Origin of the sequence: Bacillus sp. BS1807G30 (assembly GCF_040047675.1) — a bacterium.
GTDB classification, from domain to species: domain Bacteria; phylum Bacillota; class Bacilli; order Bacillales; family Bacillaceae; genus Bacillus; species Bacillus altitudinis.
Genome location: NZ_CP157353.1, coordinates 1,120,077 through 1,146,166 on the forward strand (window position 1 = coordinate 1,120,077; position 26,090 = coordinate 1,146,166).

General features: G+C 42.9%; 33 protein-coding genes, 1 tRNA gene and 2 riboswitches. Of the genes, 24 read left to right on the forward strand and 10 right to left on the reverse strand.

The genetic code is table 11. The features are described 5' to 3' along the window. Positions 1-5: 5 nt before the first annotated feature. Entirely contained in the window at positions 6-749 is a 744-nt protein-coding gene (prpE, locus tag ABG082_RS05665; RefSeq protein WP_113747594.1) for a bis(5'-nucleosyl)-tetraphosphatase PrpE, read from the reverse strand. A 160-nt stretch (positions 750-909) separates the two neighbouring features. Between prpE and ABG082_RS05670 the strand changes: the two genes are divergently transcribed. The 10 genes from ABG082_RS05670 (at position 910) to ABG082_RS05715 (ending at position 9,818) form a co-directional block, all read left to right on the forward strand. After that, positions 910-2,757, forward strand: a complete 1,848-nt coding sequence (locus tag ABG082_RS05670; protein WP_046527497.1) for a monovalent cation:proton antiporter family protein — start codon at positions 910-912, stop codon at positions 2,755-2,757. A 53-nt stretch (positions 2,758-2,810) separates the two neighbouring features. Then, positions 2,811-2,920, forward strand: a riboswitch (TPP riboswitch). 78 nt (positions 2,921-2,998) lie between these two features. Beyond that, positions 2,999-3,709: a thiaminase II gene (gene tenA, locus ABG082_RS05675; protein ID WP_046343186.1), complete on the forward strand. Its 711-nt coding sequence runs from the start codon at positions 2,999-3,001 to the stop codon at positions 3,707-3,709. After that, positions 3,684-4,301, forward strand: coding sequence for a thiazole tautomerase TenI (gene tenI, locus ABG082_RS05680; RefSeq protein ID WP_348936648.1), 618 nt, complete (start codon positions 3,684-3,686; stop codon positions 4,299-4,301). The genes tenA and tenI overlap by 26 nt, the downstream gene beginning before the upstream one ends. Beyond that, the gene (gene thiO, locus ABG082_RS05685; protein ID WP_046527494.1) at positions 4,285-5,397 is read left to right on the forward strand and encodes a glycine oxidase ThiO; all 1,113 of its coding nucleotides are present in this window, start codon (positions 4,285-4,287) and stop codon (positions 5,395-5,397) included. Before tenI ends, thiO begins: the two co-directional genes overlap by 17 nt. Next, the gene (thiS, locus tag ABG082_RS05690) at positions 5,394-5,597 is read left to right on the forward strand and encodes a sulfur carrier protein ThiS (RefSeq protein WP_017367025.1); all 204 of its coding nucleotides are present in this window, start codon (positions 5,394-5,396) and stop codon (positions 5,595-5,597) included. Before thiO ends, thiS begins: the two co-directional genes overlap by 4 nt. A 4-nt stretch (positions 5,598-5,601) precedes the next feature. Continuing rightward, positions 5,602-6,369: a thiazole synthase gene (locus ABG082_RS05695; RefSeq protein ID WP_007498979.1), complete on the forward strand. Its 768-nt coding sequence runs from the start codon at positions 5,602-5,604 to the stop codon at positions 6,367-6,369. Beyond that, positions 6,366-7,379 (forward strand): thiazole biosynthesis adenylyltransferase ThiF, encoded by a 1,014-nt coding sequence (locus tag ABG082_RS05700; protein ID WP_348936649.1) that lies wholly within the window; start codon positions 6,366-6,368, stop codon positions 7,377-7,379. Before ABG082_RS05695 ends, ABG082_RS05700 begins: the two co-directional genes overlap by 4 nt. A gap of 17 nt (positions 7,380-7,396) precedes the next feature. Then, positions 7,397-8,203 carry a bifunctional hydroxymethylpyrimidine kinase/phosphomethylpyrimidine kinase gene (gene thiD / locus ABG082_RS05705; protein ID WP_348936650.1) on the forward strand — a complete coding sequence of 269 codons (807 nt, stop codon included), beginning with the start codon at positions 7,397-7,399 and terminating at the stop codon, positions 8,201-8,203. 149 nt (positions 8,204-8,352) lie between these two features. Next, positions 8,353-9,129: an enoyl-ACP reductase FabI gene (fabI, locus tag ABG082_RS05710; protein ID WP_003211867.1), complete on the forward strand. Its 777-nt coding sequence runs from the start codon at positions 8,353-8,355 to the stop codon at positions 9,127-9,129. Positions 9,130-9,242: 113 nt separating this feature from the next. Beyond that, on the forward strand, positions 9,243-9,818 hold the full coding sequence (locus ABG082_RS05715) for a CotO family spore coat protein (protein WP_348936651.1): 576 nt from the start codon (positions 9,243-9,245) through the stop codon (positions 9,816-9,818). A 37-nt stretch (positions 9,819-9,855) separates the two neighbouring features. Here ABG082_RS05715 and ABG082_RS05720 read toward each other — a convergent pair whose 3' ends face one another. The 5 genes from ABG082_RS05720 to ABG082_RS05740 form a co-directional block, all read right to left on the reverse strand. Next, a complete protein-coding gene (locus ABG082_RS05720; protein WP_008348434.1) occupies positions 9,856-10,299 on the reverse strand; it encodes a CotY/CotZ family spore coat protein in 444 nt (147 codons plus the stop codon). A gap of 212 nt (positions 10,300-10,511) precedes the next feature. Then, on the reverse strand, positions 10,512-11,003 hold the full coding sequence (locus tag ABG082_RS05725; RefSeq protein WP_008348432.1) for a CotY/CotZ family spore coat protein: 492 nt from the start codon (positions 11,001-11,003) through the stop codon (positions 10,512-10,514). A 147-nt stretch (positions 11,004-11,150) separates the two neighbouring features. Further along, positions 11,151-11,636, reverse strand: a complete 486-nt coding sequence (locus tag ABG082_RS05730) for a spore coat protein (protein ID WP_008348431.1) — start codon at positions 11,634-11,636, stop codon at positions 11,151-11,153. An 88-nt stretch (positions 11,637-11,724) separates the two neighbouring features. Beyond that, a complete protein-coding gene (locus tag ABG082_RS05735; protein ID WP_024720135.1) occupies positions 11,725-12,060 on the reverse strand; it encodes a hypothetical protein in 336 nt (111 codons plus the stop codon). A 44-nt stretch (positions 12,061-12,104) separates the two neighbouring features. Beyond that, positions 12,105-12,491 carry a spore coat protein gene (locus ABG082_RS05740; protein WP_007498962.1) on the reverse strand — a complete coding sequence of 129 codons (387 nt, stop codon included), beginning with the start codon at positions 12,489-12,491 and terminating at the stop codon, positions 12,105-12,107. Between the two features lie 177 nt (positions 12,492-12,668). Here ABG082_RS05740 and ABG082_RS05745 point away from each other — a divergent pair, with 177 nt between their 5' ends. The 5 genes from ABG082_RS05745 to ABG082_RS05765 all read left to right on the forward strand — a co-directional run bounded on the left by ABG082_RS05745 (position 12,669) and on the right by ABG082_RS05765 (position 14,141). Beyond that, positions 12,669-13,019, forward strand: a complete 351-nt coding sequence (locus ABG082_RS05745; RefSeq protein ID WP_008348424.1) for a DUF1360 domain-containing protein — start codon at positions 12,669-12,671, stop codon at positions 13,017-13,019. A gap of 71 nt (positions 13,020-13,090) precedes the next feature. Beyond that, complete coding sequence (locus tag ABG082_RS05750) at positions 13,091-13,219, forward strand: hypothetical protein (RefSeq protein ID WP_008348422.1); 129 nt, start codon at positions 13,091-13,093, stop codon at positions 13,217-13,219. Between the two features lie 84 nt (positions 13,220-13,303). Beyond that, complete coding sequence (locus ABG082_RS05755) at positions 13,304-13,525, forward strand: hypothetical protein (RefSeq protein WP_008348420.1); 222 nt, start codon at positions 13,304-13,306, stop codon at positions 13,523-13,525. A gap of 84 nt (positions 13,526-13,609) precedes the next feature. Then, positions 13,610-13,747 carry a YjcZ family sporulation protein gene (locus ABG082_RS05760; protein WP_008348419.1) on the forward strand — a complete coding sequence of 46 codons (138 nt, stop codon included), beginning with the start codon at positions 13,610-13,612 and terminating at the stop codon, positions 13,745-13,747. A 136-nt stretch (positions 13,748-13,883) separates the two neighbouring features. Further along, the gene (locus ABG082_RS05765) at positions 13,884-14,141 is read left to right on the forward strand and encodes a stage VI sporulation protein F (RefSeq protein WP_008348417.1); all 258 of its coding nucleotides are present in this window, start codon (positions 13,884-13,886) and stop codon (positions 14,139-14,141) included. Between the two features lie 16 nt (positions 14,142-14,157). On the opposite strand, the gene ABG082_RS05770 is transcribed toward ABG082_RS05765, so the two are convergent. Beyond that, the gene (locus ABG082_RS05770; RefSeq protein ID WP_282833524.1) at positions 14,158-16,467 is read right to left on the reverse strand and encodes an ATP-dependent helicase; all 2,310 of its coding nucleotides are present in this window, start codon (positions 16,465-16,467) and stop codon (positions 14,158-14,160) included. Positions 16,468-16,593: 126 nt separating this feature from the next. Between ABG082_RS05770 and ABG082_RS05775 the strand changes: the two genes are divergently transcribed. After that, positions 16,594-16,851 (forward strand): hypothetical protein, encoded by a 258-nt coding sequence (locus tag ABG082_RS05775; protein WP_008348414.1) that lies wholly within the window; start codon positions 16,594-16,596, stop codon positions 16,849-16,851. Between the two features lie 83 nt (positions 16,852-16,934). Here the strand turns inward: ABG082_RS05775 and ABG082_RS05780 are convergent, their stop codons facing one another. Genes ABG082_RS05780 through ABG082_RS05790 form a run of 3 tightly spaced genes read right to left on the reverse strand, consistent with a single transcriptional unit; the run spans position 16,935 to position 18,684 of the window. Further along, complete coding sequence (locus ABG082_RS05780; protein ID WP_008348412.1) at positions 16,935-17,369, reverse strand: GNAT family N-acetyltransferase; 435 nt, start codon at positions 17,367-17,369, stop codon at positions 16,935-16,937. A 6-nt stretch (positions 17,370-17,375) separates the two neighbouring features. After that, complete coding sequence (locus ABG082_RS05785) at positions 17,376-17,891, reverse strand: YjcG family protein (protein ID WP_017359656.1); 516 nt, start codon at positions 17,889-17,891, stop codon at positions 17,376-17,378. A 52-nt stretch (positions 17,892-17,943) separates the two neighbouring features. Next, the gene (locus tag ABG082_RS05790; RefSeq protein ID WP_282833525.1) at positions 17,944-18,684 is read right to left on the reverse strand and encodes an esterase family protein; all 741 of its coding nucleotides are present in this window, start codon (positions 18,682-18,684) and stop codon (positions 17,944-17,946) included. A gap of 220 nt (positions 18,685-18,904) precedes the next feature. Further along, positions 18,905-19,026, forward strand: a riboswitch (SAM riboswitch). A 79-nt stretch (positions 19,027-19,105) separates the two neighbouring features. Between ABG082_RS05790 and ABG082_RS05795 the strand changes: the two genes are divergently transcribed. From ABG082_RS05795 to ABG082_RS05830, 8 genes are all read left to right on the forward strand, one after another. Then, a complete protein-coding gene (locus tag ABG082_RS05795) occupies positions 19,106-20,224 on the forward strand; it encodes a methionine biosynthesis PLP-dependent protein (RefSeq protein WP_348936652.1) in 1,119 nt (372 codons plus the stop codon). Further along, positions 20,221-21,399, forward strand: coding sequence for a cystathionine beta-lyase (gene metC / locus ABG082_RS05800; RefSeq protein WP_272511410.1), 1,179 nt, complete (start codon positions 20,221-20,223; stop codon positions 21,397-21,399). The genes ABG082_RS05795 and metC overlap by 4 nt, the downstream gene beginning before the upstream one ends. A gap of 128 nt (positions 21,400-21,527) precedes the next feature. After that, a tRNA-Val gene (locus ABG082_RS05805) sits at positions 21,528-21,600 on the forward strand. 158 nt (positions 21,601-21,758) lie between these two features. Further along, positions 21,759-22,802, forward strand: coding sequence for a tyrosine-type recombinase/integrase (locus ABG082_RS05810; protein WP_285605008.1), 1,044 nt, complete (start codon positions 21,759-21,761; stop codon positions 22,800-22,802). A 159-nt stretch (positions 22,803-22,961) separates the two neighbouring features. Further along, positions 22,962-23,690: a helix-turn-helix domain-containing protein gene (locus tag ABG082_RS05815; RefSeq protein ID WP_348936653.1), complete on the forward strand. Its 729-nt coding sequence runs from the start codon at positions 22,962-22,964 to the stop codon at positions 23,688-23,690. A 2-nt stretch (positions 23,691-23,692) separates the two neighbouring features. Continuing rightward, positions 23,693-24,229, forward strand: a complete 537-nt coding sequence (locus ABG082_RS05820; protein WP_348936654.1) for a site-specific integrase — start codon at positions 23,693-23,695, stop codon at positions 24,227-24,229. A gap of 641 nt (positions 24,230-24,870) precedes the next feature. Further along, complete coding sequence (locus ABG082_RS05825) at positions 24,871-25,170, forward strand: hypothetical protein (RefSeq protein WP_348936655.1); 300 nt, start codon at positions 24,871-24,873, stop codon at positions 25,168-25,170. A 399-nt stretch (positions 25,171-25,569) separates the two neighbouring features. Further along, complete coding sequence (locus ABG082_RS05830) at positions 25,570-25,971, forward strand: hypothetical protein (protein ID WP_348936656.1); 402 nt, start codon at positions 25,570-25,572, stop codon at positions 25,969-25,971. Positions 25,972-26,090 lie beyond the last annotated feature (119 nt).

Genomic DNA, 26,090 nt, shown 5'->3' on the forward strand with positions numbered 1-26,090 from the left:
GTTTTTTATTGCGTGAAATGCTGAAACCTTGAATCATCATATGGCATAGATGAAGGAACAGATACTGTCTCAAGTTCTGGGTATCTAAGAGCAGAGAGCTGGTGGCCAAAGACGCAGCCTGTATCAATATTAACCGTTCTACCGATAAATCTTGGTTCTTTTACGGGTGTATGCCCGTACACAATCCATGGTTTTCCGTGATATTCCTTTGCCCAGTCCTTCCTGACAGGTCGACCATCCGGCCATGTTTCTCCGGTGACTGCTCCAAATAATAGATAGGACCTCATCTGCTTGTTCGGTTTTTTGCCAATATCCTTTTCCTTCATCGCTGCGTGTGCAATGATCAGTTCATTCGGAATGAGTACATCATAAAGCGGCGCCTTTTCAAATAAATGTTTAAATTCACGTGATAAAATGGTTTGTTCATCATGTGGCAGTTTTTTGATTTCGTTCACCGTTGTTTCAATGCCGTGCAGTAATTTAACGGGATTTCCTTTCAAATAGCGATACAGCTTAAAACAATGGTTGCCAGGCACATAGCGGATTGCGCCCTTAGAATAGGCGTGTATGACAAATTGCATGACGGCAACTGATCGAGGGCCGCGGTCTGTTAAATCACCAACAAGGGCCAGTGTTCTCTTATCAGGGTGGACAGGTAGTCCATGTTTGAGTTCGTATCCTAGTTTGTGTATGAGGGTAAGCAGCTCTTCGTAGCAGCCATGGATATCGCCTATGATATCGAATTTCATAAAGGTTCCTCCTGATTTTTTCATCCATTTATCGGATATAAAGAAGTTTGAATTTTAGAAAATATAACGAATGGCTTTCATTTCATTTGGGCAATTGTTAGAATCAATGCTTTAACGTAAAACTTAAAAATTAAACATGAATGTTAGGAGGCTTTAGCCAATGGAGCATACATCTGTTTCATCACTCGTTGTCGTTATTATTGTAGCCTTTTTCACCCCCATTTTATTGCACCGATTTAAGCTGACCATCCCGGTCGTTGTCGCTGAAATCATCATGGGGCTCATCATTGGAAAAAGCGGTCTTCAACTAGTTGTTGAACACGACGCATGGCTAGATACGTTATCCATGCTAGGTTTTATTTTTCTTATGTTTTTAAGTGGACTTGAAATAGATTTTTCTTCTTTTGAATCAAAGAAGAAAGCGCGAGAACTGCCAAATGGTTTAAAAGAACCGAATACATTTAAAACAGCGACCATTATTTTTGTTGGCGTATTTTGTATGTCCTTTATCCTGTCTTATGCGTTTGTCCTTGCAGGATTTATTCAAAACGCCTTTTTAATGACGCTTATTATTTCCACCATCTCATTGGGTGTGGTAGTTCCTACCTTAAAAGAGGAAAAGTTGATGCAGACGAATATTGGTCAAATCATTTTGCTTGTAGCCGTCATTGCTGATTTGGTGACAATGATTTTACTTGCTGTGTTTTCCTCCATTTATGGCGATGGAACAGGGAACATGTGGTTGCTCTTATTATTATTTGCGGCAGGTATTCTTCTTTATTTATTTGGCCGGGTATTTAAGACAAAGTCCATTTTTCAGTCCATGTCAAAAGGAACGGTGCAAATTGGGACAAGAGCCATCTTTACTCTCATTATAGTCTTAGTTGCCTTATCTGAATCACTCGGTGCTGAAAATATTCTTGGGGCTTTTTTAGCAGGTGTGCTTGTGTCTCTTCTTTCGCCTAATAAAGAACTCGTACAGCAGCTGGACTCGTTTGGCTATGGATTTTTAATTCCGATCTTTTTTGTGATGGTCGGTGTGGACCTGAATATATGGTCACTCTTTAAAGATCCAACCATCATGATCATGATTCCGCTGCTGTTTATCGCATTATTGCTTAGTAAACTCGTTCCGATTCTTTATTTAAAAAAATGGTATGACATGAAAAAAGTCATCGGTTCGGGTTTTTTATTAACCTCGACGTTATCCCTTGTCATTGCTGCTGCAACGATTGGTGAGCGGCTTGGTGTCATTGATCATAAAATGTCAGGAGCTCTTATTCTAGTCGCTGTGCTCACGAGTATTTTAACGCCTGTTTGGTTTAAGGCGTTATTTAAACAAGAACGTGAAACCAATCATAAAAAGCGTGTGACGTTTATTGGAGCGAATCAGCTGACGTTACCTGTGACGCTTGATTTGCATCAGGATGAATATGACATCCGTATTTTGCACGTCTTTCAGGAAAATAAAGAAGCCTTGCTTGCTGACTCCATCTTTGAAGTTGAAGCGATTGAACAATATGACGATGATACGCTCAGACAAGCTGGCATCGGGCAAGAGGATGTGCTCGTTGTGGCTACAGGCAGTGAAACGAAAAATAAGGAAATTGCTTTATTTGCAAAAGAAGAAGGATCTAAACAAGTCATTGCAAGTGTTAACAAAGCGGAAGCCGAGCTGACATTAAAGGAAGCAGGGATCGATACCTTTTCTAACTTCTTATCATCTAAAACGGTGCTGAGGGCATTGATTGAAGCACCTGATGCGATTCGCTTGTTAACAAATGAGGATTCTTCTTTGTATCAAATTCAAATGAACAATCATCGGTATCATAATGTCATGCTGAGGGAATTTCCTTTTACCGGCGATTTGGTGTTTGTCCGTATTTTTAGAGGAATTGACAGCTTAGTACCGCATGGGGATACGACGCTTAGAAGCGGTGACCGCGTGCTTGTGTCTGGCTCCCGGGAGTATGTGGCAGGACTTAGAGCCCAATTAGAGTTGCAATGAACCCTTGACCGATGAACAATTCCTGATTAAGATAGAGGTACAACAATATATGTTTGATCCACTAGGGGAGTCCTTTAAAAGGGCTGAGATAAAAGTGTAGACTTTTAGACCCTCATTACCTGAACAGGTTCATACCTGCGTAGGGAAGTGGTGCGGTTTTTGACTATGCTTTTTACAAATTCCAAACCACTTTCCACGAGGAAAGTGGTTTTTTTATATGGAAAAACAGGAGGAGAGGAACATGACATTTTCGAACGAATGTAAAGAAGCAGCAGCTAAATGGTGGAATGGGAGCTTTACACACCCTTTTGTGAAAGGGATTGGTGATGGCACACTTTCACTCGATCGTTTCACTTATTATGTGATGCAGGATTCGTACTATTTAACTCATTTTGCAAAAGTACAGTCGTATGGAGCCGCCATTAGTGAGGACTTACATACGACAGGCAGAATGGCATATCATGCGCAGGGTACGTATGAAGCAGAGCTATCACTGCATAGAAAGTTCACAGAACTGCTCCAGATCTCTGATGAAGCGCTGGCAAACTTTAAACCTTCTCCAACTGCTTATGCATATACCTCGCATATGTACCGATCTGTGAAAAGCGGTCGTTTTGAAGAAATTTTAGCCGCATTATTGCCGTGCTACTGGCTTTATTATGAGGTAGGAGAAAAACTGAAACAAACAACTCCTGACCATCCGATTTATCAAGAATGGATTTTGACATATGGCGGGGATTGGTTTAAAGAGCTTGTTTTTGAACAGGTGAACCGTTTTAATGAACTTGCAGAAAAAGCGCCAGAACATGTGCGGGCTAATATGAAAGAAAATTTCGTGATTTCGAGCTATTACGAATACCATTTCTGGGAGATGGCGTATGAAAAAGAAATGTGGCAGACAGCATGCTTAGATGGGGTTGGTGCAAATGGAACTCCATGCAGTGACAAATGATACGCTTCCTGTCAGGGAGCTCATCAAGCAAATAAAAGACATTGCGTCTGAAGTAGACTTTATTCATATTCGTGAACGATCGAAGGCAGCAGGTGAGCTGGTTCACCTCGTGAAACAACTTCTAGCAGAAGGTGTTCCGAAAGAAAAGCTGATTATCAATGACCGAGTTGACGTTGCGCTGCTGACCAATATTCACCGGGTTCATCTTCCAGGACACAGCTTTTCGCCAAAGGAATTAAGACAAAAATTTCCTCACCTCCATGCGGGGGTATCGGTTCATTCGATAGAAGAAGCCAAAGCAGCAGAGAAGAACGGGGCAGAGTATGTCATGTTTGGGCACGTGTATGATACCGCATGCAAACCCGGACTTCAGGCGAGAGGCATAAAGGTTGTGGAAGACATGACTTCTGCGCTGTCCATTCCAGTCGTTGTCATTGGTGGAATCACACCAGAACGATTGCCAGAATTGATGCATGTTGAGTTAAAAGGAATAGCCGTCATGTCGGGGATTTTTGCTCATCCTCAGCCGCGCAAAATGGCGCAAACATTTTCTAAAAAGCGAAAGGAGAATCCTTATGAACAAGCATTATGATGTTGCAATCATTGGTGGTGGAATCATAGGGATGTCGATCGCTTATCACCTTGCAAAAGCAGGAAAGCAGATTGTCTTATTTGAGGCAAATGAGATCGGGAAGCAAACGACAAGTGCGGCTGCTGGCATGCTGGGTGCACATGCTGAAGGAGAAGGTGATGAGGATATTTTCTTTCAAGTAGGCAGACAAAGTCAGGCTTTATATGAAAAATTAACAGTCGACCTTCAGCATGAATCGGGCATTGATATTCGGATATCAGTGGGCGGGATTATGAAGGTGGCTTTTACAGAACAAGAAAAGCGTGCGCTTTGCCGGATGCAGCATTTGCCCACATTTGAATGGCTTGAAGCAAGCAGCGTAAAAGAACGTATGCCTCAAATTGCAGATGACATCTTAGGAGCAGGATTGATAGAAGATGATGTACATGTCGAGCCATATGCGGTATGCAGGGCTTTTTGGCAGGCGGCTGTTCGGCACGGAGCGGATGTGAAGGAGTTTACCCCTGTTATCGATGTGAAGAGGGGAAAAGAAACATTGACAGTCAGTACAGCTAAAGGCATCTTCACATGTGATCATCTGACTGTAGCAAGTGGTGTATGGTCGGGCCGTTTTTTAGAAGAACTGGGGTTATCACATTCTCTCTATCCAGTAAAAGGAGAATGCGTGTCTGTTTGGAATAACGGTCCAGCGCTTGCACACACCATCTATCATGATCATTGTTATATCGTTCAAAGGGATAGCGGTAAGCTAGTGATTGGTGCAACGATGAAACCGAATGACTGGCAGGCCGTTCCGACACTTGGCGGTATTGAAGCAGTTATTCACAAAGCATCTCAGCTCATGCCATCTATTCGAGAGATGCCGATTGATCAATGCTGGGCAGGTCTTCGGCCAGCGACAAGCGACCGGCACCCCTATATCGGAAAACATCCAGAAGACGAGCGTATTCTTTTTGCAACGGGACATTACCGAAATGGCATTTTACTTGCGCCAATTACGGGGGAAATCATTCGCGGCTTAATAGCGGGCGAGTCTGTTCACAAGGAATGGCTTCATGCGTTTCGTATTGGGCGAAAGGAGGCATTGTTCGTATGAAAATTCAATTGAATGGAAGAATGGTTGATTTCGATAAGGAAAATGGCACGATTTTTGATCTGCTATCAGCCTATCAACTTGAAAACCGAGTGGTAATCGTTGAAAAAAATCAAGAAATTATAGATAAAGAAGCCTTTCAACAGGTAAAAATTCAACCAAATGACACGATTGAAATCGTTCACTTTGTAGGAGGAGGATGACACCATGCTGCGCATTGGCGGAAAAACATTTACATCAAGACTATTACTAGGGACAGGAAAGTATCCATCATTTGAAGTTCAAAAAGAGGCGGTCAACGTATCAGAAGCTGAAATTTTGACCTTTGCTGTGCGAAGAATGAACATATTTGAACCATCACAGCCCAATTTTTTAGAGCAGCTCGATTTATCAGCCTATACATTGCTGCCAAATACTGCCGGGGCAAGTACAGCGGAAGAAGCAGTGCGGATTGCCCGTTTAGCGAAAGCTTCTGGGCTGTGTGACATGATCAAAGTAGAAGTCATTGGCTGCTCAAGGTCTCTTCTGCCAGATCCAGTCGAAACGTTAAAAGCATCTGAAATGCTATTAGAAGAAGGTTTTATCGTGCTGCCATATACGTCAGATGATGTGGTGCTGGCAAGGAAATTAGAAGAACTTGGTGTTCATGCCATTATGCCAGGTGCTTCTCCAATCGGTTCAGGTCAAGGGCTTTTAAACCCTCTGAATCTATCGTTTATTATCGAACAGGCAAAGGTGCCAGTTATTATTGATGCGGGTGTAGGTTCGCCGAAGGATGCTGCTTATGCGATGGAATTGGGCGCTGATGCTGTATTACTGAATACAGCCGTGTCTGGCGCAAAGGACCCTGTGAAAATGGCTAAAGCGATGAAGCTGGCGATTGAATCTGGAAGACTCGGTTTCGAGGCAGGCCGTATTCCACTCAAAAACTATGGAACAGCCAGCAGTCCGCAAGAAGGAATGCCAGCATTTTGAGCACACGTTATTCACGCCAAGAGCTTTTTAGGCCGATCGGTACAGAAGGACAAAAACGGCTAAATGCCTCAAAGGCCGTCATTATTGGGGCTGGGGCACTTGGAACAGCGAGTGCTGAAATGCTCGTCCGTGCCGGCGTAGGATCTGTCACCATTTTGGATAGAGATTATATTGAATGGAGCAACCTGCAGCGTCAGCAGCTATACACAGAGCAAGATGTTCTTGATCGGCTGCCAAAGGCTGTGGCTGCTGAGAAAAGACTCAAGCAGGTGAACAGTGACGTTCACGTGAGAGGAATCGTCATTGACGTGACCGCTCAAAATATTGATGAGTACGTCAGCGGGGCATCCATCATCGTGGATGCAGCGGATAATTTTGAGGTGAGAATGATTGCGAACGATGCGGCCGTCAAACATCAAATTCCGTTCCTTTATGGGGCCTGTGTAGCAAGCTATGGTATTCAATTCACAGTGATTCCTAGTGAAACACCATGTTTACACTGCCTGCTTGAGCATTTACCTGCACAAGGCATGACATGTGATACAGCAGGAATTATTAGTCCAGTTGTGCAGCAGGTTGCGGCCTATCAAGTGGCGGATGCACTGAAGCTTTTAACAGGACACCAAATCACGCCGGTATTAAGATCGTTTGATTTATGGACAAACGAGCGATCTGATATTCGATCCGTTACATCTTTAAAAAAGAAACAATGTCCAAGCTGCGGTCTTAAGACATATCCATTTCTCTCATATGATCAAAGAGCAAAAGCAGATGTATTATGTGGACGAAATACTGTACAAATTCGCAGTGCACTAGGGGCACCCCCAGCGCTGCATGAAGTAGCCCGTCAGCTAAAGAAAGCAGGAATGGATGTGCTGGAAAATCCTTATTTGCTTTCGTGTCAGAAGGATGAGTACAAGCTTGTTTTATTCAAAGATGGCAGAGCGCTTGTCCATGGGACAAATGATATTGCGAAAGCGAGAACGATTTATCATCAATGGATTGGCTAATGAGAGGGTGAGATGACATGACGATTAAAAAAGCATTAACCATCGCAGGTACTGATTCTGGCGGTGGAGCAGGTATTCAAGCAGACTTGAAAACCTTTCAGGAGCTTGGTGTGTACGGAATGTCCGCCATTACGGCCATTACAGCGCAAAACACACTTGGCGTTCACGGTATTTATCCTCTGTCTATCGAGGCACTCGAAAGTCAAATTGATGCAGTAGCAGAAGACTTGTTGCCAGATGCCGCTAAAACAGGGATGCTGTGGAGTGCTGACATGATCAGTGTCGTTGCTGAAAAAACGAAGCAATATGACTTGAAACTAATTGTCGATCCAGTCATGATTGCCAAAGGGGGCGCCTCTTTATTAAATGAAGATGCGGTCTCTGCTATGAAAACACAGTTACTGCCTGTCAGTTATGCAGTCACACCGAATCTCCCTGAGGCAGAAGTGCTGACAGGCATGCGCATTCAGACAAAAGAAGATCGCCATAGAGCAGCAGAACGACTTTATGAGCTTGGCACGTCCTATGTTGTGATCAAAGGAGGTCATAGTCCTTCAGGCGGCCTCATTACAGACCTTTTGTACGATGGAAAAAGCTTTTTTGAACTCAGTAATGAACATATTGATACACCACATACACACGGAACAGGCTGTACATTTGCAGCGGCATTAACGGCAGAAATAGCAAAAGGTCGTTCCATGAAGGAAGCCTTTGAAACGGCAGAAACCTTTGTCCATGAGGCGATCAAATTTCCTCTGAATATTGGCGCTGGGCACGGTCCGACTAACCACTTTGCTTATCAGCAAAACAGAGTCAAAGCATAAAAAGAAGACTGTCTTCACTTGTGAGGACGGTCTTTTTTCTGAAATAAAAACTTTCTTTCAACGGAAATTGTCAATATCTCATGATATGTGATAAGATTATGATCAGGTACTAATACTATGTCTTGAAAAAATAGGAGGCTTTAATACATATGAACTTTTCTTTAGAAGGCCGTAATATTGTGGTGATGGGTGTTGCCAATAAACGAAGCATCGCTTGGGGGATCGCTCGTTCACTTCACGAAGCAGGAGCTCGTTTGATTTTTACTTATGTTGGAGATCGTCTTGCAGAATCAGTAAAAGAACTAGCAAGCACGCTAGAGCGTGATGATTCCATTATTCTTCCTTGTGATGTGACAAGTGATGAAGAAATCGAAAAATGTTTTGCAACGATTAAAGAAAAAGTACAAGTCATCCATGGTGTTGCACATGCGATTGCATTTGCGAACAAAGAAGAGCTTGTCGGTGAATATTTGAACACGAACCGTGAAGGTTTCCTTTTAGCGCACAACATTAGTGCCTATTCACTAACAGCTGTAGCAAAAGCAGCACGTCCGCTCATGACAGAAGGCGGAAGCATTGTCACACTTACTTATCTAGGCGGAGAGCGCGTTGTCTCTAACTACAATGTCATGGGTGTAGCAAAAGCAGCCCTTGAAGCAAGTGTGAAATACTTAGCAGCTGATCTTGGAGCGGAAGGCATCCGTGTGAACAGCATTTCTGCTGGTCCAATTCGTACGTTATCTGCAAAAGGAATCAGCGGCTTTAATACGATCCTGAAGGATATTGAAGAGCGTGCACCGCTTCGCCGTACAACGACTCCTGAAGAAGTTGGCGATACAGCACTATTCTTATTCAGTGATTTATCCCGCGGCATGACAGGTGAGAATCTTCATGTTGATTCTGGCTTCCATATCATTGCCCGCTAAACGAATAATTGATTTGCAGCATACCAATCACTGGTATGCTGTTTTTTATTTTTCTTCTGATTTGGGGTGTCCTCTCATATATATAAGGAATGAATCATTCGGGAGGGATTAGTATGTCAAATAAAGGTGATGAGAATCAAAAGCCGCTTATGTATATTGTTCAGCCGAGCTATGATGAATCAGCGCCGGCCATGCAAAATATTGTGAGAAAGCGCAAGAAGTCAGAAAAACCTTCAGAAACCAAAAAAAGCGCCAAAGAGGATGCAATCGAAGAGAGCGTGCAAGAACCTGTATCACAGGAAGTAAAGCAGAAAAAAGAAGAGCCGCCTGCGCTACCGCAAGAGCGGGAGATCAATCAAGAAAAAGAGCGTTCACAAAATCGGGAGCCAGTACAAGAACAAGAAAAACAGCCAGAAGGCGTATTTCATGAAACAAAAGAAGAACCAAGAAGAAAACGAGTGAAGAAGCCGTTAAGCCAAATGAATATCGAGGAGAAAGTCGATTTTCTTACAAGTCTGCCGCATAATATGCCGAGAGCGCTTTGCCTCATTGAAGCCGATGGAAAAACATATAGAGGGATCATCATGGAGAGAAAAGACAATATGGTGGTCATCCGCACGGCAGGCGGCGGTAATCCAGTGGAATTAGCAATTGGTGATATTTCTTCTATTCATCCACTTGGTTTTTAATGAACATAAAAAAAGTCCCATAATGGGACTTTTTTTGTTAGCAGCTACGGTTGATGAGTCTTGGATTTAAGCACTCGATTGCGCAGAAGCAGTCAAGGTCTACTTCAATGCAATACTTTGATTTTTCTAAACGGAACACATCACATACGGAATCTTTATCTGTAAAATCTAAAATATGACGATCTTTGTCAAATGCAATAAGCAAGCTGAGTGTTGCGCAGTGATCAGAGATGTGTTCGACTCTGAAAAATGCAGTGCTGAAGCAAGGGCCAGCATCTACTTCTCCGACGTTTCCGAATGCGACGAATGGTTTTGATTTTGAGGTAAATAGAACAAACGGGACAGTGTCACCTAATGAATGTGATGGAGAAAGGAGATTGCTGTAACAGCTGGTCGGGCAATCCTCTTCGACGGCATTTTGTAAGTCGTTTATGTTTTCAACAGCCTCTGCTACACAGTTCCATGAATGTTTGCGGCTCATATTCAACCCTCCTATACAAGGAAATTTGTTTGAGTGTTTGAGCACTGTCATCATCATCTATAAGCTTTATTACGTGTCTCGCCGGTTGATGCATCTAATGTCAATCAATGCGGAAGCGGCCGCCTTTTGCTGACTGCTCCGCATGATTGGTTGTCATTCGTGAGGAAGGGGATGCTTTGACTCATGACAAGTTAGATGAGCGGGCGATTGGTTTAGCCGTGGTGATGATGCTTTTTATCTTTTGTTGGCATGACTCTGTCGACAAGTTCTGGATTTAAACATTGGATCGCGCAGAAACAGTTCAAATCAACTTCGATACAAAAGTCCGCTTTTTCTAAACCAAAGAAGTCAGGATCGCAAGGGTGACAAACGCTTAGCGTATGTCCGTGTACATCAACAGGTCTTAACACAGATAATGTGGCACAGCAGTCATGCAATTTTTCAACCCGGAAGAAAATGGATTCGAAGCATTGGCAATCGTCAACAAATCCTCCAATGTTTCCGAAAGTAGAGAACAATCCGCCCTTTTTATCAAAAAGTAAAAACGGAATCGTATCTTTTCCAGAAACTGTCGGGCTTAATAAATTACTGTAGCAGCTCGTAGGACATTTATCTTCTACAGCTTCCTGCTCTGCTAAAATCTTATCAACCGCATCGCATACACAGTTTTCATCATGTCGGCCATGGTGTTTTCCGCAGCTCATGGATTTCAGCTCCTTTAACAAGGTATTTGACTTTAGTCCTTAACAACATATGTATGCGCCCTCTAGTTGGTGTGGGTAAATGACTATTTATCTTTGTTGTATTTTTAGAAAAAGGAAAAGCAGAGCTTTTCGCTCTGCTTTTGTACATTAGAGGATACCAATTGCAACGATCGTCGCAACAAGTGTCTGTGTAAGCGTTTGGATGGCAATAGAGATGTCCGCATCGATTGTAGAGACTGTAACGTTTCTAGAGTTTTCGATGACAAGTTTCTGGCGATTTGTTTGTTTGTGGCTAGCTGCTTGCAATAGATCTTGCGTGACGCGGTCAGCTAGGTCACCATCAGCGATTGAGATGTTTGTAATGGTGATGATCGCTGTTTGAACAGCTGCTTGGATAGATGCTGCAACCTGTGCATCAACAGAAGAGACGTTAATGTCACAAGAATCTCTAACGATAATGACTTCCTCAGATGTCTGCTTTGTGACACTCACTTGATCAAAGTCTTGTAAAACATCTTCATCATCATAATAGTGGCCGTCACAAACTGCTTTTCTTTCGTAGTTATGATGGTAATCGCCGTGGTGTGTACAGTTGCGATCTAGAGCGACCCAAGAGTATGGTTTAGAATCCATTTCTTTTCCTCCTTCCGTTTACTTTATTAAATGCTGGAATGATTGGTTTTGTCTCGGGCATTTATCCTAGCAGGCAACCCATTTTTATTTAATCGTTATTTTGCTGCGCTTGACGACGCTGCTGGATACGTTCTCGAAGTGAATTTCGTTTAGGGCGCACTTGTGGTTCAGGCTCGACCTCTTCTGCATGTTTTGCTGCCTCTGCTTGACGCTTTTTCTCTTGCTGCTGCTGTACGAAATCATCTGCTTTCTTTTGTAAATCCTGAACCAGCTTCAAAATCATCTTTCTTTGATCTTCTGAAAGGTTTGCTTTCTGATCATCTGTGACATTATTTTTGTTTAAAATGTCACTCACAAGAAGGCTTGTTAATGGATCAACATCAGTGTTGATTTGAAACTCCTTTTTTTCGTTCTCTTCAGCCACGATTATTTCACCTCTTTCATACGTGATGTTAGAAAAAGAAAGGGTCAAAGAATGCCGGCTTCAACTAAAAGTACATTCAGTGTTTGAGTGAGAATTTGGACGGAGTTCATAATGGATGCATCAGATAATGTAATCGTGACGTTATAACAATTGATGATTTGAATCACTGTTTTCTTTTGAACTGTCACTTGTTGTGCAGCTAAAAGCTGTTCTGTGATGTCTGCAGCCAATTCATCATCTGGTACAAGAATTTGAATTAAAAGAGTAATGATTGTCGTTACGGTCGCTTGAAGGGAGAGTGCGGCTGTTACATCTGTTTTATGAATCGTGACATTTTCGGAATCCTTGATCTCGATGAAATCATCATAATTGCTGATTAATTCGTTTAACAGTTGTGTGTATAATAAATCAGCACTTTCTTCAATAGACAATACTTTCACTCCTTTCTTATCTATACATTATTTAATGCAGCAGAGGCTCAAGGTGGAATCGGAAAGCATGAAAAAGTACAACCCAATTTTATTTGCACTCGATTCATCATGGTGGTCTTTCTTTTTGCATATATAAAGAAAGGACGGAAAAAGAAGAATGAAGGAGGTGGAGGTTCCATGAGCGGCGCTTTGTCATTTGCTATATTTGCCCTCGCATCCTTTAGGCTGACGAGATTGATCGTGTTTGATACGATTACAGCCCCCTTTCGCCGTCTATTTCATGAAGAGCAAGAAGAGGTGAACGAACAAGGCGAAGTCGAGACCTATATCGTCATTAAGGGGAAGGGACTGCGATCTTGGATAGGAGAGCTGTTAAGCTGTTATTGGTGTACGGGTATATGGTGCACTGCTGCTTTACTTGCGATATACATATTTTTTCCTGTCATCAGCATGTGGCTTAATTTACTATTAGCGATTGCCGCCGCAGCAGGCTTGATTGAAGCAGTCGTGTCGAAGCTTGTGAAATAAACAGGCATTCTGATCAGACACGCTTAAAGAAAATGCATATACTAACATGGAATAGGAAAGGAAGGGTTGCGATGAAACCAACTGAAACACCGTCACATATGCTTCAAGGGTATCCAGCGCAGTCAAATCAACAATCTGTATATACGAAGAAAATCAAGAAGACTGGCTGCGGCTGCGGGAAGAAAAAGAAACCTCAATAGGGAAAAACAAAAGCCGGATTTATCCGGTTTTTTTGTTGCCCTTTTTTTGGGTGATGCATATGTAAGAGAGAAGGGGTGACCAGAATGGATGCATTCGAACAATTAATCGGTTCCTTGTTCACTAAACCCCATGATGGGAAAGAGCAAGCGCACGAAAAAGCTGAAATGGATCTAGCGAATAAAGCGAAGGATCTTGAAGAGCACTTAAAAGCATTTGGCGAGAAAATGGATACTTTTGCGAAAGAAACAGAAGCATTCATGATCCGTCATGGAGAGGCAGATTACGTCTTTAAACAGCAGAAATAAAAATTCCGCACTTTTTTATGTGATCGTCCAAACCATTTCATGTATTTTTCATATTTTGTAAGGGAGAAGAGGAGGTGCTTAAATATGAGTTGTTACGGTTACGGTGGCGGTTATTGCGGAGGTTATGGTGGCGGCTACGGCGGCGGTTATGGTTCAACTTTTGTTCTTGTCGTCGTGCTTTTCATCCTTCTAATCATCGTTGGTGCTTCTTTCTTTAACTAAACAGTAAGAAGGTGAGGGAAGCAATAGGGAAGCCTTTTGCTTTCCTTTCTCTTTGCTAACAAGGCAGCAGGATAGGCACATATCTCGCCTATTTTCATATAGTAAGGTGATTACTCCACAAAGAGGAGGCAAAGGAATGGATAATAAATTCTTTAAAAGCGTGGAAAATAAAACAGGTGTAAATATGAATGATGTCTTTAAGCTTGCAGGTTCTTTGCAAAACGCGAACTTTAAAGATGAGAATACCGTTCGAGGTGTCATTAAAAAAGTGGCGCAGCTTGCAAACAAACGTGTACCTAAAGAAATGGAAGACAAAATCGTTCAATCGATTACAAGTGGAAAAGAAAAGCTTGATTTTAATACAATCGCTAAAATGATGAACAACAAAAAATAAACAACAGGCTCTCCATTTAAAGGGGGGCCTGTTGTTTTTGTGTGAATAATTCACGATTTTTCTTTAAAAGAGGGTACAAAAAGCGGGAGCGGTGAGCGGTTTTTCCTCTTCTATATGATGGAACGGATAGATAAAGGGATAGTTCTGCTCTCGTCATGGCAACGTATAATAAGCGCCGCTCCTCTTCAATGGCTTCTTCATCACCGTTTCTCAGCTCATCAAGTGCAAAGTCATGAGGGAGCGCCCCATCAACCACGCTCGTGATGTACACTGTTTGGAATTCTAGTCCCTTCGCACGGTGGATCGTCATGAGCTGAACGCCTGGTTCATCTGATTTTTCCTTTTCAGCAGATTTCATATGTTCGGCATGAGCGAGGAAGGCTTCAATTGTTTCAAAACGTTTCGCCGCTGTTTTCACATCTCGTACATCATCTGTTCCTTTTTCAAGCACATTCGTATCATTCACACGTTTTTTTAAATAATCACCAAGTCCCATCCTTTGTTCAATAAACGCTACAGCTTCAGATGGCTTTAACGATTTTAACGTTCGAAACAGGGGAACGATCGATTGCAGTTTTTTGCGCTGAAACGGCTGAATGTCTGTTAGCTTTCCAAGTGCCTCTACCATAGAACAATCTTCCGTAATGGTCAGCGCCTTCAGGGTATTCAGTGTTTGCTGCTTTAAAAAGAAAACGGGCAGCAGCAGCTTCATTGCGGCGACATCATCTGCATCCTGACTTAGCGAAAGAAAAGCGAGCAGCACCCGAACAATTCTTCTACTATAAAAGGCTTTTACGCCAGCATCGGTTTGATACGGAATCGCCGATTGATGAAGACGTTCATAAATCGCGCGGCCTCCTGTATTCGTTCTAAACAGCACGCAAAAGTCATTCGGTTTTGCACCGTTTTTAATTTTCTCCTGAATATCTGCTACGATCATGGTCGCTTCCTCTTCCTCGTCATATGGATAAAAAAGAGTCGGCGGAATTTTCTCCACGCGAACGGCTTTTAACGTTTTCTCGTAACGATGCTGGTTCTTCTTAATAATGGCGTCTGCACTTGCCACAATCGTATGATGAGAGCGGTAATTTGCATGTAAATGGACGATCTCGGCCGAAGGATAGTCCTGTTTGAAGTCAAGAATAAAAGCAGGATTGCTTCCTCTAAATGCATAGATGGCTTGATCATCATCGCCTACACAAAATAGCTGTTCGGATTCTCCAGCTAAAAGCTGGATTAATTGATATTGTACGGGATTAATATCTTGAAATTCATCTACTAAAATATACTTGAATCGTTCTTGATATTGTTTGAGCAATTCAGGCTGCTTAGTCAGCATGTGTAAGCAGGCAATCGCCATGTCATCAAAGTCAAATTGTTGATTTTCACACTTTTGCTGTTCGTATGACTGATAGATTGTCCACATTTGCTTTTCTTTTTCATCTTTCAGCTCAGGAAGTTCGTCTGGTAAAAAAGCATTTTTCCAATAGCCGATTGATTGCAGCACTTGATCGGTTGGATAGTCTTTTTCATCAAGTCCTTCATGCATGATCGCTTTTCGAATATACTGCTCTTTTTGCCAGTCGAATTTAATCAAATGCTGTCCGTTCCATTTGCCCCGATCATCGTGAAGCAGCATTTTATAAAATAGACTGTGGAATGTGCCTGTCACAACTTGGCTCGCCTGTGATGGATGAAGCTGATACTGCATACGCAATCTTTCTTTCATTTCACTGCTTGCTTTTGTGGTGAAGGTCACGAGCAGGATATGGTGAGCAGGGATTTGATGGTATGACATCAGATAAGCAGCTCTTGCTGTCAGTACCCTTGTTTTCCCGCTGCCGGCGCCAGCCAGCACAAGCATCGGACCGTCTTTGTGTGTGACTGCTTGAAGCTGCGGTGCGCTAAAGGTGATGTGTGGAAAGAGGTCAATGCTATGCACTTCTTCATTCTTTTCTAAATGAAAGGTTTCGCCAAATTGAATGGACCGTGGTTCCTGCCAGTCACACGATTCTTCTGTTTGTGAGATGATCTGTTTGCCGGTTGGAAAGCGAAAGCCGCCAAGTTCTTTGTAGGATGCATGTTCCTCTCGTTCAGCCGGTTTCTTTTCCTCTTGTTGTTCTCTTTTTTCGCAAATCTCTTGCTGAGATATTTGCTTATGGATAAAGGCAGGTTCTTCATGTATATTTAATCTAAAAAAGACGGGTTGTCCGCAATATGGGCAAGATAAATGCCCTTTTTTGCCCTCATCATGGAGGAATTGATAGTGTTCTCTCGAATATGTATGTAATGAGATCGTTCGATCATGTCGTCGTGCGCATTTCAAAGCTAGTCCTCCAATAGTCAATCAATCTTAAAAAGAAACACATCTAATCATATCAAATGAGGCGTGTTTCAAACAGTCATAATTAGGGAATAGTAGAGTAGAAGAGAAGCAAAGGAGGCGTTCTTGATGGGATATATAGCCCCGATTCAGCCGGATCTGTATTTTCAATATATCAATCGTCCTGCTCCTCAGGATAAAGAAGACTATGCGAAAGTGACGAAGGTCACCCGCACCTTTCATGACAAGGTATACAGAGAGCTGGAGAAAAAAGAGGACTTAGTGACAGAAGCGGAAACGAAAGTACAGCAAAAAAAGCGGGAACGCTTTGTACGAGATATGTTTATGGAAGAAGGTAAGGGCGTTCATATCAATACTTACGTCTAAATGACTGCGCTTTCTTCCTGAGCGAACGAGGTGGAATCAATAAAAAGCCAGAGCATCCATGATGCCCTGGCTTTTTATTTTCGTTAAACGGATAGTGTTTTTGTCATTTTGACATGTGTAATCCCTGCTTCTTCAAACGGTTCTGAAACGGCTTTGTAGCCTTTCTTTTCGTAGAAGGGAAGAGCTTGGACTTGTGCATGCATGACAGCTTCTTTCGCTCCGTTTGCCATCGCTTCAGACTCAAGTGCTTCTAAAAGCTGGTGGCCAAGGCCGAAAGAGCGCGCCTCTTTTAATACACAAATTCGTTCAAGCTTTGCCTTATGACCTTCAATTATGCGCAGTCTAGCAGCAGCTTGTGGTTTGTTGTCATCATTATAAATGACAAAGTGAATGGCTTCGTCCTCAAGTTCATCAATTTCGATCTCTAACGGGACTTCTTGTTCTTTTACGAAAACTTCTTTTCGAACATAATAAGCATCTTCTCGTTGTGTTTGTTCTTTTACGATGACTGTATTCAAATGTCTTTAACCCTCTTCTCCTAAGATAAATGTTTCATAAACGGTCCAAGAACCGTTCTCTAATTGATATAAAAGGTGGAAGCGGTCAACCGTTTCCTCGTGGTCAATTTTTCTCAGCTTCAATGTGCCTAGAACGTCTGAATGCTCATCGTCTGATAACTTTTGAGCCACTGTCACATGCGGGACGAATGCATATTCAGGTGTACCAGCAAGCGGATCAGTGTATAACTTCTCATTGAGAGCCATTAATTCTTCGTTCGGTTCTACTTTCATATAAATCACGTTGTTTACAGGAGCGAATGAACTGAATTTTTTAATACGTAACGTAATAGGAGAAGCATTTTTTGCGTACTCTCGCAAGGTGGAGACGACCTCAGCTGCTTCTAGATCCGTTAATTCAAAAGGTGTTCTTAATGTTAAATGAGGTGGTATGAGTGCATAGTTCGGATCATAACGTTTCCGATAAGAGTTCGCAATGTCTTGCAATTTTTTTGATGGAAATAAAACAACTCCGTATTTCATCATGTTCCCTCCTGATTAAGAAAGTATTTATTATTTTTTATTATAACAAAATTCAGTTGATTAACGAATATGGGAGCATTCTTTTTAACGAAGGCGAAATGAGCGGCTGCCAAAACGTCCATTTATGATCGCCTTCGAATGTCTCAAATAAATAATCCGCACCGGACTTCTCCAAAAGGACCTTTAATTCTTCGTTCGGCTGAATAAAGTCTAGTACTTGACCATCTGTCGTTTTCACAGCGGTTTCTTCTAACCCGATTTGATGGATAATGGCATAATGAGCAAGGGATGATGACTGTTCGACTGCTTGCAGGACCGACTCATCAACGTAAGGAGACTGCAAAATCAGTCCGCCAAATAACGAAGGATAATCAAGGGCTGTCATAAGTGAGATCGTAGCACCTAATGAATCACCAATAAATGTACGACCTGATCCAACTTGATACGTTGGATAGTGTTCATCAATATAGGGAACTAGTTCATTTGCCAAAAAGCGTTTATACGCCTCGAACTTTGGTCCGTCTGGATGATACGTATTTCGCCTTTCAGTCACATTTTCATATGGGACACCAATGATAATCGAGCGTTCCATTTCTTTGTTTTGCATTAATTCTTCCGCTTGTCTGCCTATTTTACCTAAGCGGAAATAATCATGACCATCTTGTGCAATGATGACATGATATGTATAAAGGGGGGAGTAATTGACTGGTAAATAAATTAAAATGTTCATATCTGCCCCAAGTTCTTTTGACTGTAAGGTTTCTTCTTGAATGATGCCTGTTTTCTTCACCATAATCCATTCCTCCAGCTAACCAAATTCATCATAAGTGAAACGTTTCCATTCATTGTAACACGAAAAACAGCGTTGTTCCTATATGCTAACATGCAATCAAATTGGCTGACATCCAATCTAGTGCAAAATACAGAAAATTTTAATTAATCGTTACATTTCCCCTTGAAAAATGAGGTTTAATGCGTTACAGTATTAAGAATTAGAACAGACAGACAACACATTCTTATCGTGAGAGGTGGAGGGACTGGCCCTTTGAAACCTCAGCAACCGGTATGCATCACTTCATGTGATGTACCAAGGTGCTAAATCCAGCAAGCAGCTTTTTTGCTTGGAAGATAAGAGGAAGCGATTAAACCCCTTCTTCTTATGAAGAAGGGGTTTTTCTGTTTTGAAATTAGATTTTTACTTAGGATGGTGTCAAATGACAGAACATGTGGAAACGAAGTTAGCGCAAATTGGAAACCGTAGCGAAGAGGCGACTGGTACTGTCAGTCCTCCCGTTTATCTTTCAACAGCTTACAGACATAGAGGCATTGGGGAATCAACAGGATTTGATTATATTCGGACGAAAAACCCAACAAGGCAGCTTGTAGAAGATGCGATTGCTTCACTCGAAGAAGGAACGGCCGGTTTTGCCTTCAGTTCGGGAATGGCTGCCATCCAAACGATCATGGCGTTGTTTGAGAGCGGGGATGAACTCATTGTTTCATCAGATTTATATGGCGGTACATACCGTCTATTTGAAAACGAATGGAAAAAGTACGGACTGCGCTTTGTTTATGATGATTTTTCAGATGAAGACTGTTTACGCTCTAAAATGACGCCAAATACAAAAGCCGTCTTTATTGAAACGCCAACAAATCCACTCATGCAGGAAGCGGATATTCAAAAGGTTGCGAAAATCGCTAAAGAGTATGGTGCATTGGTCATTGTGGATAACACCTTTTATACGCCCGTCTTGCAAAAACCGATTACACTCGGAGCGGACATTGTCATTCATAGTGCCACCAAATATTTAGGCGGACATAACGATGTTCTTGCCGGACTTGTCGTCACAAAAGGGGAGAAGCTATCTGAAGACATGTTCCAGCATCAAAACGCCATCGGAGCGGTTTTATCTCCATTTGACTCATGGCTTTTAATGAGAGGAATGAAAACATTGGCGCTGAGAATGCGCCAGCACGAGGCAAATGCGAAGGAATTAGCTGACTTTCTAAAGCAGCAGCCGGAAATTCAAGATGTCCTTTACCCAGGAAAGGGAGGCATGCTGTCATTCCGAGTAGCCAAAGAGGACTGGGTCAATCCATTTTTGAAGCAGCTCAAAACGATTTGTTTTGCTGAAAGCCTTGGCGGAGTCGAAAGCTTCATTACGTATCCTGCAACGCAAACTCATATGGACATCCCTGAAGAGATTCGTATTGCAAACGGTGTGTGTAACAAATTGCTCCGTTTCTCAATCGGGATTGAGCATGTGGAGGACCTAAAGGCAGACCTGAAACAGGCACTATCAAATGTGAAAGAGGAGGTACACACGAAATGACCACACACGATTGGACACTAGAAACACAACTCGTTCATAATGCGTTTAAAACAGACCGTTCAACAGGTGCAGTCAGTGTGCCGATTCAACATGCATCGACGTTTCACCAAAGCAGCTTCGATGATTTTGGTCAATATGACTACTCCCGATCAGGCACCCCTACACGTCAGGCATTAGAGGATACCATTGCAGCGCTAGAAGGAGGAACGAGAGGGCTTGCTTTTGCGTCAGGTATGGCAGCCATTTCAACCGCTTTTCTTCTATTATCAAAAGGAGATCACGTCCTTGTCACAAGAGATGTTTACGGCGGGACTTTCCGAATGATCACCCAAGTTCTTTCAAGATTTGGGATTGAGCATACCTTTGTGGACATGACCAATTTGAATGAAGTGAAACAAGGCATTCAATCAAATACAAAAGTCATTTACATGGAAACACCGTCAAACCCTACACTCGGTATTACGGATATTGAAGGTGTCGTACAGATTGCGAAAGAACATGACTGTCTGACTTTCTTAGATAATACGTTTTTAACGCCTGCGCTTCAGCGTCCGCTGGACCTCGGTGTAGATGTTGTGCTGCACAGCGCAACGAAATTTTTAAGCGGCCACAGTGATGTACTGTCAGGCTTAGCCGTGGTGAAAGATGAGAAGCTGGGAGAAGAACTCTATTCGCTGCAAAACTCCTTCGGGGCGGTACTTGGCGTACAGGATTGCTGGCTTGTGCTTAGAGGATTAAAGACCCTTCAAGTCAGATTAGAAAAAGCCAGTCAAACCGCATTAGAACTAGCTTCATTCCTCAAAGAACATCCTGCGGTCAAAAAAGTATATTACCCAGGATTAGATGATCACCCAGGGGCAGACATTCAGCGGAAACAGGCGAGCGGTGCAGGTGCTGTTCTTTCATTTGAACTAGAAAACCAAGCGGCTGTCAAAGAATTGGTCGATGGCGTCACATTACCTGTATTCGCCGTCAGCCTCGGAGCAGTCGAATCCATTCTTTCCTATCCGGCCAAAATGTCCCATGCCGCTATGCCAAAAGAAGAAAGAGAAAAAAGAGGCATCACGGATGGTTTACTTCGATTAAGTGTGGGCGTAGAAAACGGAGAAGACCTCAAAAGGGACTTCAAACAAGCACTAGATCAACTAAAGCCCGTCCTTGTGAACCAATCATAAAAGTTAGTGAAAAGCCGGTGCAGATACCGGCTTTTTGCCTTTTTTGAACAAAACCATTGACGACTGATCATGATGGTTATATAATAGAGACTGTCAGTAACAGAAAGCCCAGAACTGATACATAACCCGATTCCGTAGCTCAGCTGGGAGAGCGCTACCTTGACAGGGTAGAGGTCGCTGGTTCGAGCCCAGTCGGAATCATCGTTGAAACCCTTGCGGTAGAAAATCGTTGTTATAACGGTATTTCTGCCGCTTTTTTATTTGCGCTGACTTATCGGTGACTTACCCGTAATTTTTACACAGGGTAGTTCCCCACGTTATCGACTCTCGTTCTGAAAAGAAAGGGGGTCGTTTTTTTAATGGTTAATATTCGTAGCGGAAAGAAAGTTAAAAACAAACGCAAGAGGGGCGCACGTCATTCCGATGACTTATCCGTACTGTTCGAAACGTTTATGACGATAAAAGAAGCCGAGGGGCGTGCGCCTGGTACTTTGCAGCAGTACCGCAATAATTTTAAGTCGTTAATAACGTTTTTAGACGAATTTGGAATACCGCATTCTAATAAAGAAATTGATCGTGATTTGATACGGCATTACATAAATTTTATGCGACTGAATTGGCGGCAATTTAAAGGAAACGAGTACATACCGGATGAGAACAGAAAGGTCGGGCTCGCGGATAGTACAATTAATACGAGACTAAAGACGTTGCGTGTCATGTATAGTACGTTGAAAAGTGAAGGAATCGTATTTGAAAACGTTATGAAAGGAATCAAAAACGTAAAGGAAATCGAAGAGCCTATTGTCGTACTAGAACCGGACGAGCTCGGTAGATTACTGAAGGCGCCCAGTCGTGAAAGTTACGTAGGTTTCCGAGATTATGTGTTAATGAATGTTTTACTAGACGGGATGATGCGTATAGGGGAAGTAACTCACGTCAAAAAAAGTGACTTCGATTTTAATACGAATGTTTTGGTGATTAGAGGCGCTATAGCAAAGAATAGAAAATCGCGCTTCTTGCCGCTACTGCCTTCCACGATGCGATTGGTACGTGAACTTATTGAGGAGATTGAAGAGTTCGACAGTGATTATGTATTCCTTACAAACTATGGAGAGCGCTTGGGGCGGGATCATTTTAGAAAGAGACTTGTAGAATATGCAAAAGAAGCCCGTATAGATAAACGCTTACATCCACACTTATTCCGGCATACAGCGGCTACTCGATTTTTAGAAAATGGCGGAGATAGTCGAATGCTACAAAAACTTCTTGGTCATTTAGACTTGCGGATGATTCAAAGATATACGCACGTATCCGATGATTCTATCAAAAAAGCACACGCGAAGAATACCGTTATGAACTCGGTCATAAAAGCGCAAGCAAAGTCGAGAAAAATACTTATATAAAACACAAAAAAAAGAACGCTCACTAACCGAATAAAATCCGGTAAGTGGAACGCCCTATCCTGCTTCCATTATATCGGAAAAAAGCGTACGAGTCAAACGCTTATTTAAGTGCGCCTTAATTTCGAAATGGTCTGCGTTCTCCTAAAGGAAGCGACGAAAATGTACACGAAAGATTCCGCAAAAATGGCCCAATTCCGTTCAATTGACGATCTGAACGGCGCCATCCGCACGCACATCTACCGCAATAAATCTAACCTATCACCGTCAGCCATAGACGTCTTGAAGGTGCTATCGCGTCACGCAGTCAAAACGCCAGGCGTTGCGTGGCTGAAGATCGATTCCATAGCGACACTTATCGGAAAGCACCGTACTACAATTATACGCGCGATCAAGCGCCTAGAAACTCTCGGCATTATTCGTAAAGAAATAAAATACCGCCCTGTTAGCGGAGGAAACGGCGCAAATATGTACGTCATCCTAGCGCCTACGCCTTCTAGTGCTACTGCGCAAATGCAACTCCGCCAAGATGCGGCCAAGCCTACGGAGTCTAAGGCGGATCGTCCAAAATCCGAAGACGAAGCCGTTATTCTTAAAAGCAAAAATAATTTACTACGTAATACGTATGCTGCGTTCAGAAACGTCATTGATTGTTTTGTAACTGATCGTCGTCTAACAAGCCGTCTATACGGCGTGTACTTAGCGCAGACATCCGCCCTTAAATCCGTATATGATAAGTCTTTGCTAGATGAAATCGGCTTGAATGCGCTTCGTATCGCTTTTATCGGCATTAAGCGTAAGCATATACGAAACATTGTCGGATATTATAGCGGAATATTAACGAATCTGTTCGATAATCTTTACCGCACGGAAATCGAAAGGGGCGCATGAGAATGGCGAATACAGTTGACGCAATCAAAAATAAACGAGATATAGAACGAATGAAGAAGGCACTTCACGGTCGGGACTTAGTTATGTTCGTACTAGGCGTATCGTTGGGCCTCCGTATATCTGACTTGCTAACGATAAGAGTCGGTGATCTTCGAGGACAGTCGCATCTAACTATCAAGGAAGGCAAGACGGGAAAGACTCGCGATATTAAGTTGTCAACTACGGTTGTTAAGCTGGCGCAGAAGTTAGACGGAGATGATGATTCGTATGTATTTCAGTCGCGCAAAGGTGTAAATAAACCGATCAGTCGCGTTCAGGCATATCGTGTCTTAAATGCAGCAGCCGTAAGAGCCGGAATAAATATCGATATAGGGACGCACACACTACGTAAAACATTCGGGTATCAGCTTTATTCGAAAGGCATAAACATTACGCGGATTATGAAAGTATTCGGCCATAGTTCGGAGGCTCAAACGTTAAAGTATATTGGCATAACTGCGGATGAAATCGACGCAGCTTACGAGGCTATCGAGATATAAAACACCAAGCAAGCGCCGCCCGTGGATAAGGCCGCCTAAAACTCAGGGGGTGTTGCACCATGTTACAGTATATAGAATGTAGGGGCTGCGCATAATGGTCGGCACACTGCGACATGAAGAGGCGTCAAGCCTCGTCCTATCAACGTTTATGTGACGATAGGTTACGGGCATAGGACGCCTTAACGGTGTGTGTTACGTATCGACGTGTAACATACGACAACGAACCGTTTATGCATGATCTTATACAGTCGGGCCGGCATAGGGCATCGGGGAGCATACCGGCGTGGCGCGGTTTATACGTTGCATAAAAACAGTAGTGTTCATTGCGAAGATAAGAACGTGATAAACGTTGCCATACCAATGCTTTCGTACGTTCTCGAATGTAACAAAAGGTGATTCTGTTACGTTCATTATGCGTTTTTGTGTATATTTTATTCATTTTCGCGATGAAACGAAGGAAAGCCGCCCGCCCCCAAGCGCCCCGTCCAAAACCGCCGGATCTGGCGAACAAAACTTGCGCACAATTTTTTAGACTCGGGGTGTTGATCGTCTGGCCCTACGTAGACGTACGTTAATCATCCGAAGTTTCTCGGAAGGGCTAGAGGGTTAATACGCTAATTAATCGGAGAGGAGGCGTTCACATGGCGCCAAATATTGACGAATGTATTCAACTCGAAGAGAACGTTTTTGTAACGGACACTTATAGCGATTCATTTCGGAAATCTTTCGGAGAGAATGCTGCGGAATTTTTAGCGGACCTGCACGCGAAATATGTACCGGATAGGCTCGTGATAAAAGGGCCGGGCCCCGACTTATTAGTCGTTTATACGTATCGGATCAATGCCGAAGATAAGGAAATACTGACGCAACGAGCGCCTTTCTGTATTGGGGAAGACGGAGCCGCGTATCTCGTCGTTTGGGAAACGGAGGGACGAACATGACCACGCTACCCAACTTCGTCACTTGCGACGCATGTAACCAACGGACTGCCATCGTATTAAAAGAACGGTCCGTCCGAAAAGGCGTCGTCGAAACGTACTTTGACTGCATCGTCTGTGGCGTTCATTACCCGACCGCGATCACGAACAATGCGTTAAGGACGAAAATAGAGACGCTTAAGCAATTACGGCTTACGGACGGCTCGGCGACGGAATCAATCGACGCACTCAAAGCGGAAATAGCCGCCGATATGAAAGTATTGCGGGAACGGTACGGACTAGCATAACGATTTTAACACGTAAAATGCACGAAATTAGACGTTTTAGTAGCTGACTAGGGTATTCGTAAGGGCGGTCGGTGAAAAGCGCTGATTTCGTTTGATTTCGAAGGAGGTTCGGTAGGTGATTATTGATATGAGAAAATCCGGCGTTGTTAAAATCTATAGCGCTAAAATTAAACGGGTTTATAGCGAAGTCAAAGCGACCGACATCGGCCTTATTTATCGAATGCTTCCGTATATCCATTTCGATACTAACGCTCTATGCGAGAATCCTAACGAATCTAATCCGCGAGCCATACGATGGTTCAGCAGAGCCGGTCTAGCTGCCGCGATAGGTGTCGTACCGGATAGGCTCAGTCGACGTCTGAAAGCGATGAAATTCGGAAGCGAGTACGTTATTGCCCGTATAAAAGTCGAAAGTGAGCCGGAGCGATACACGTTTAATCCGAACGTTTTCTATCGTCAATCTAAAGCGCCGGACAAAACGTTGATTGCGTTATTTAACGTTGAGAAGGCGCGCTAGTATGATATGATTTTACTGCGGGAAGGTGAGACGTATGATCAAAGCGATCACTAAGACAGGCGAATTAAAGCCGGGCGGTTCTGCGTCTAAATAAACGAAAAAGGACGCCTTGGAGGGCG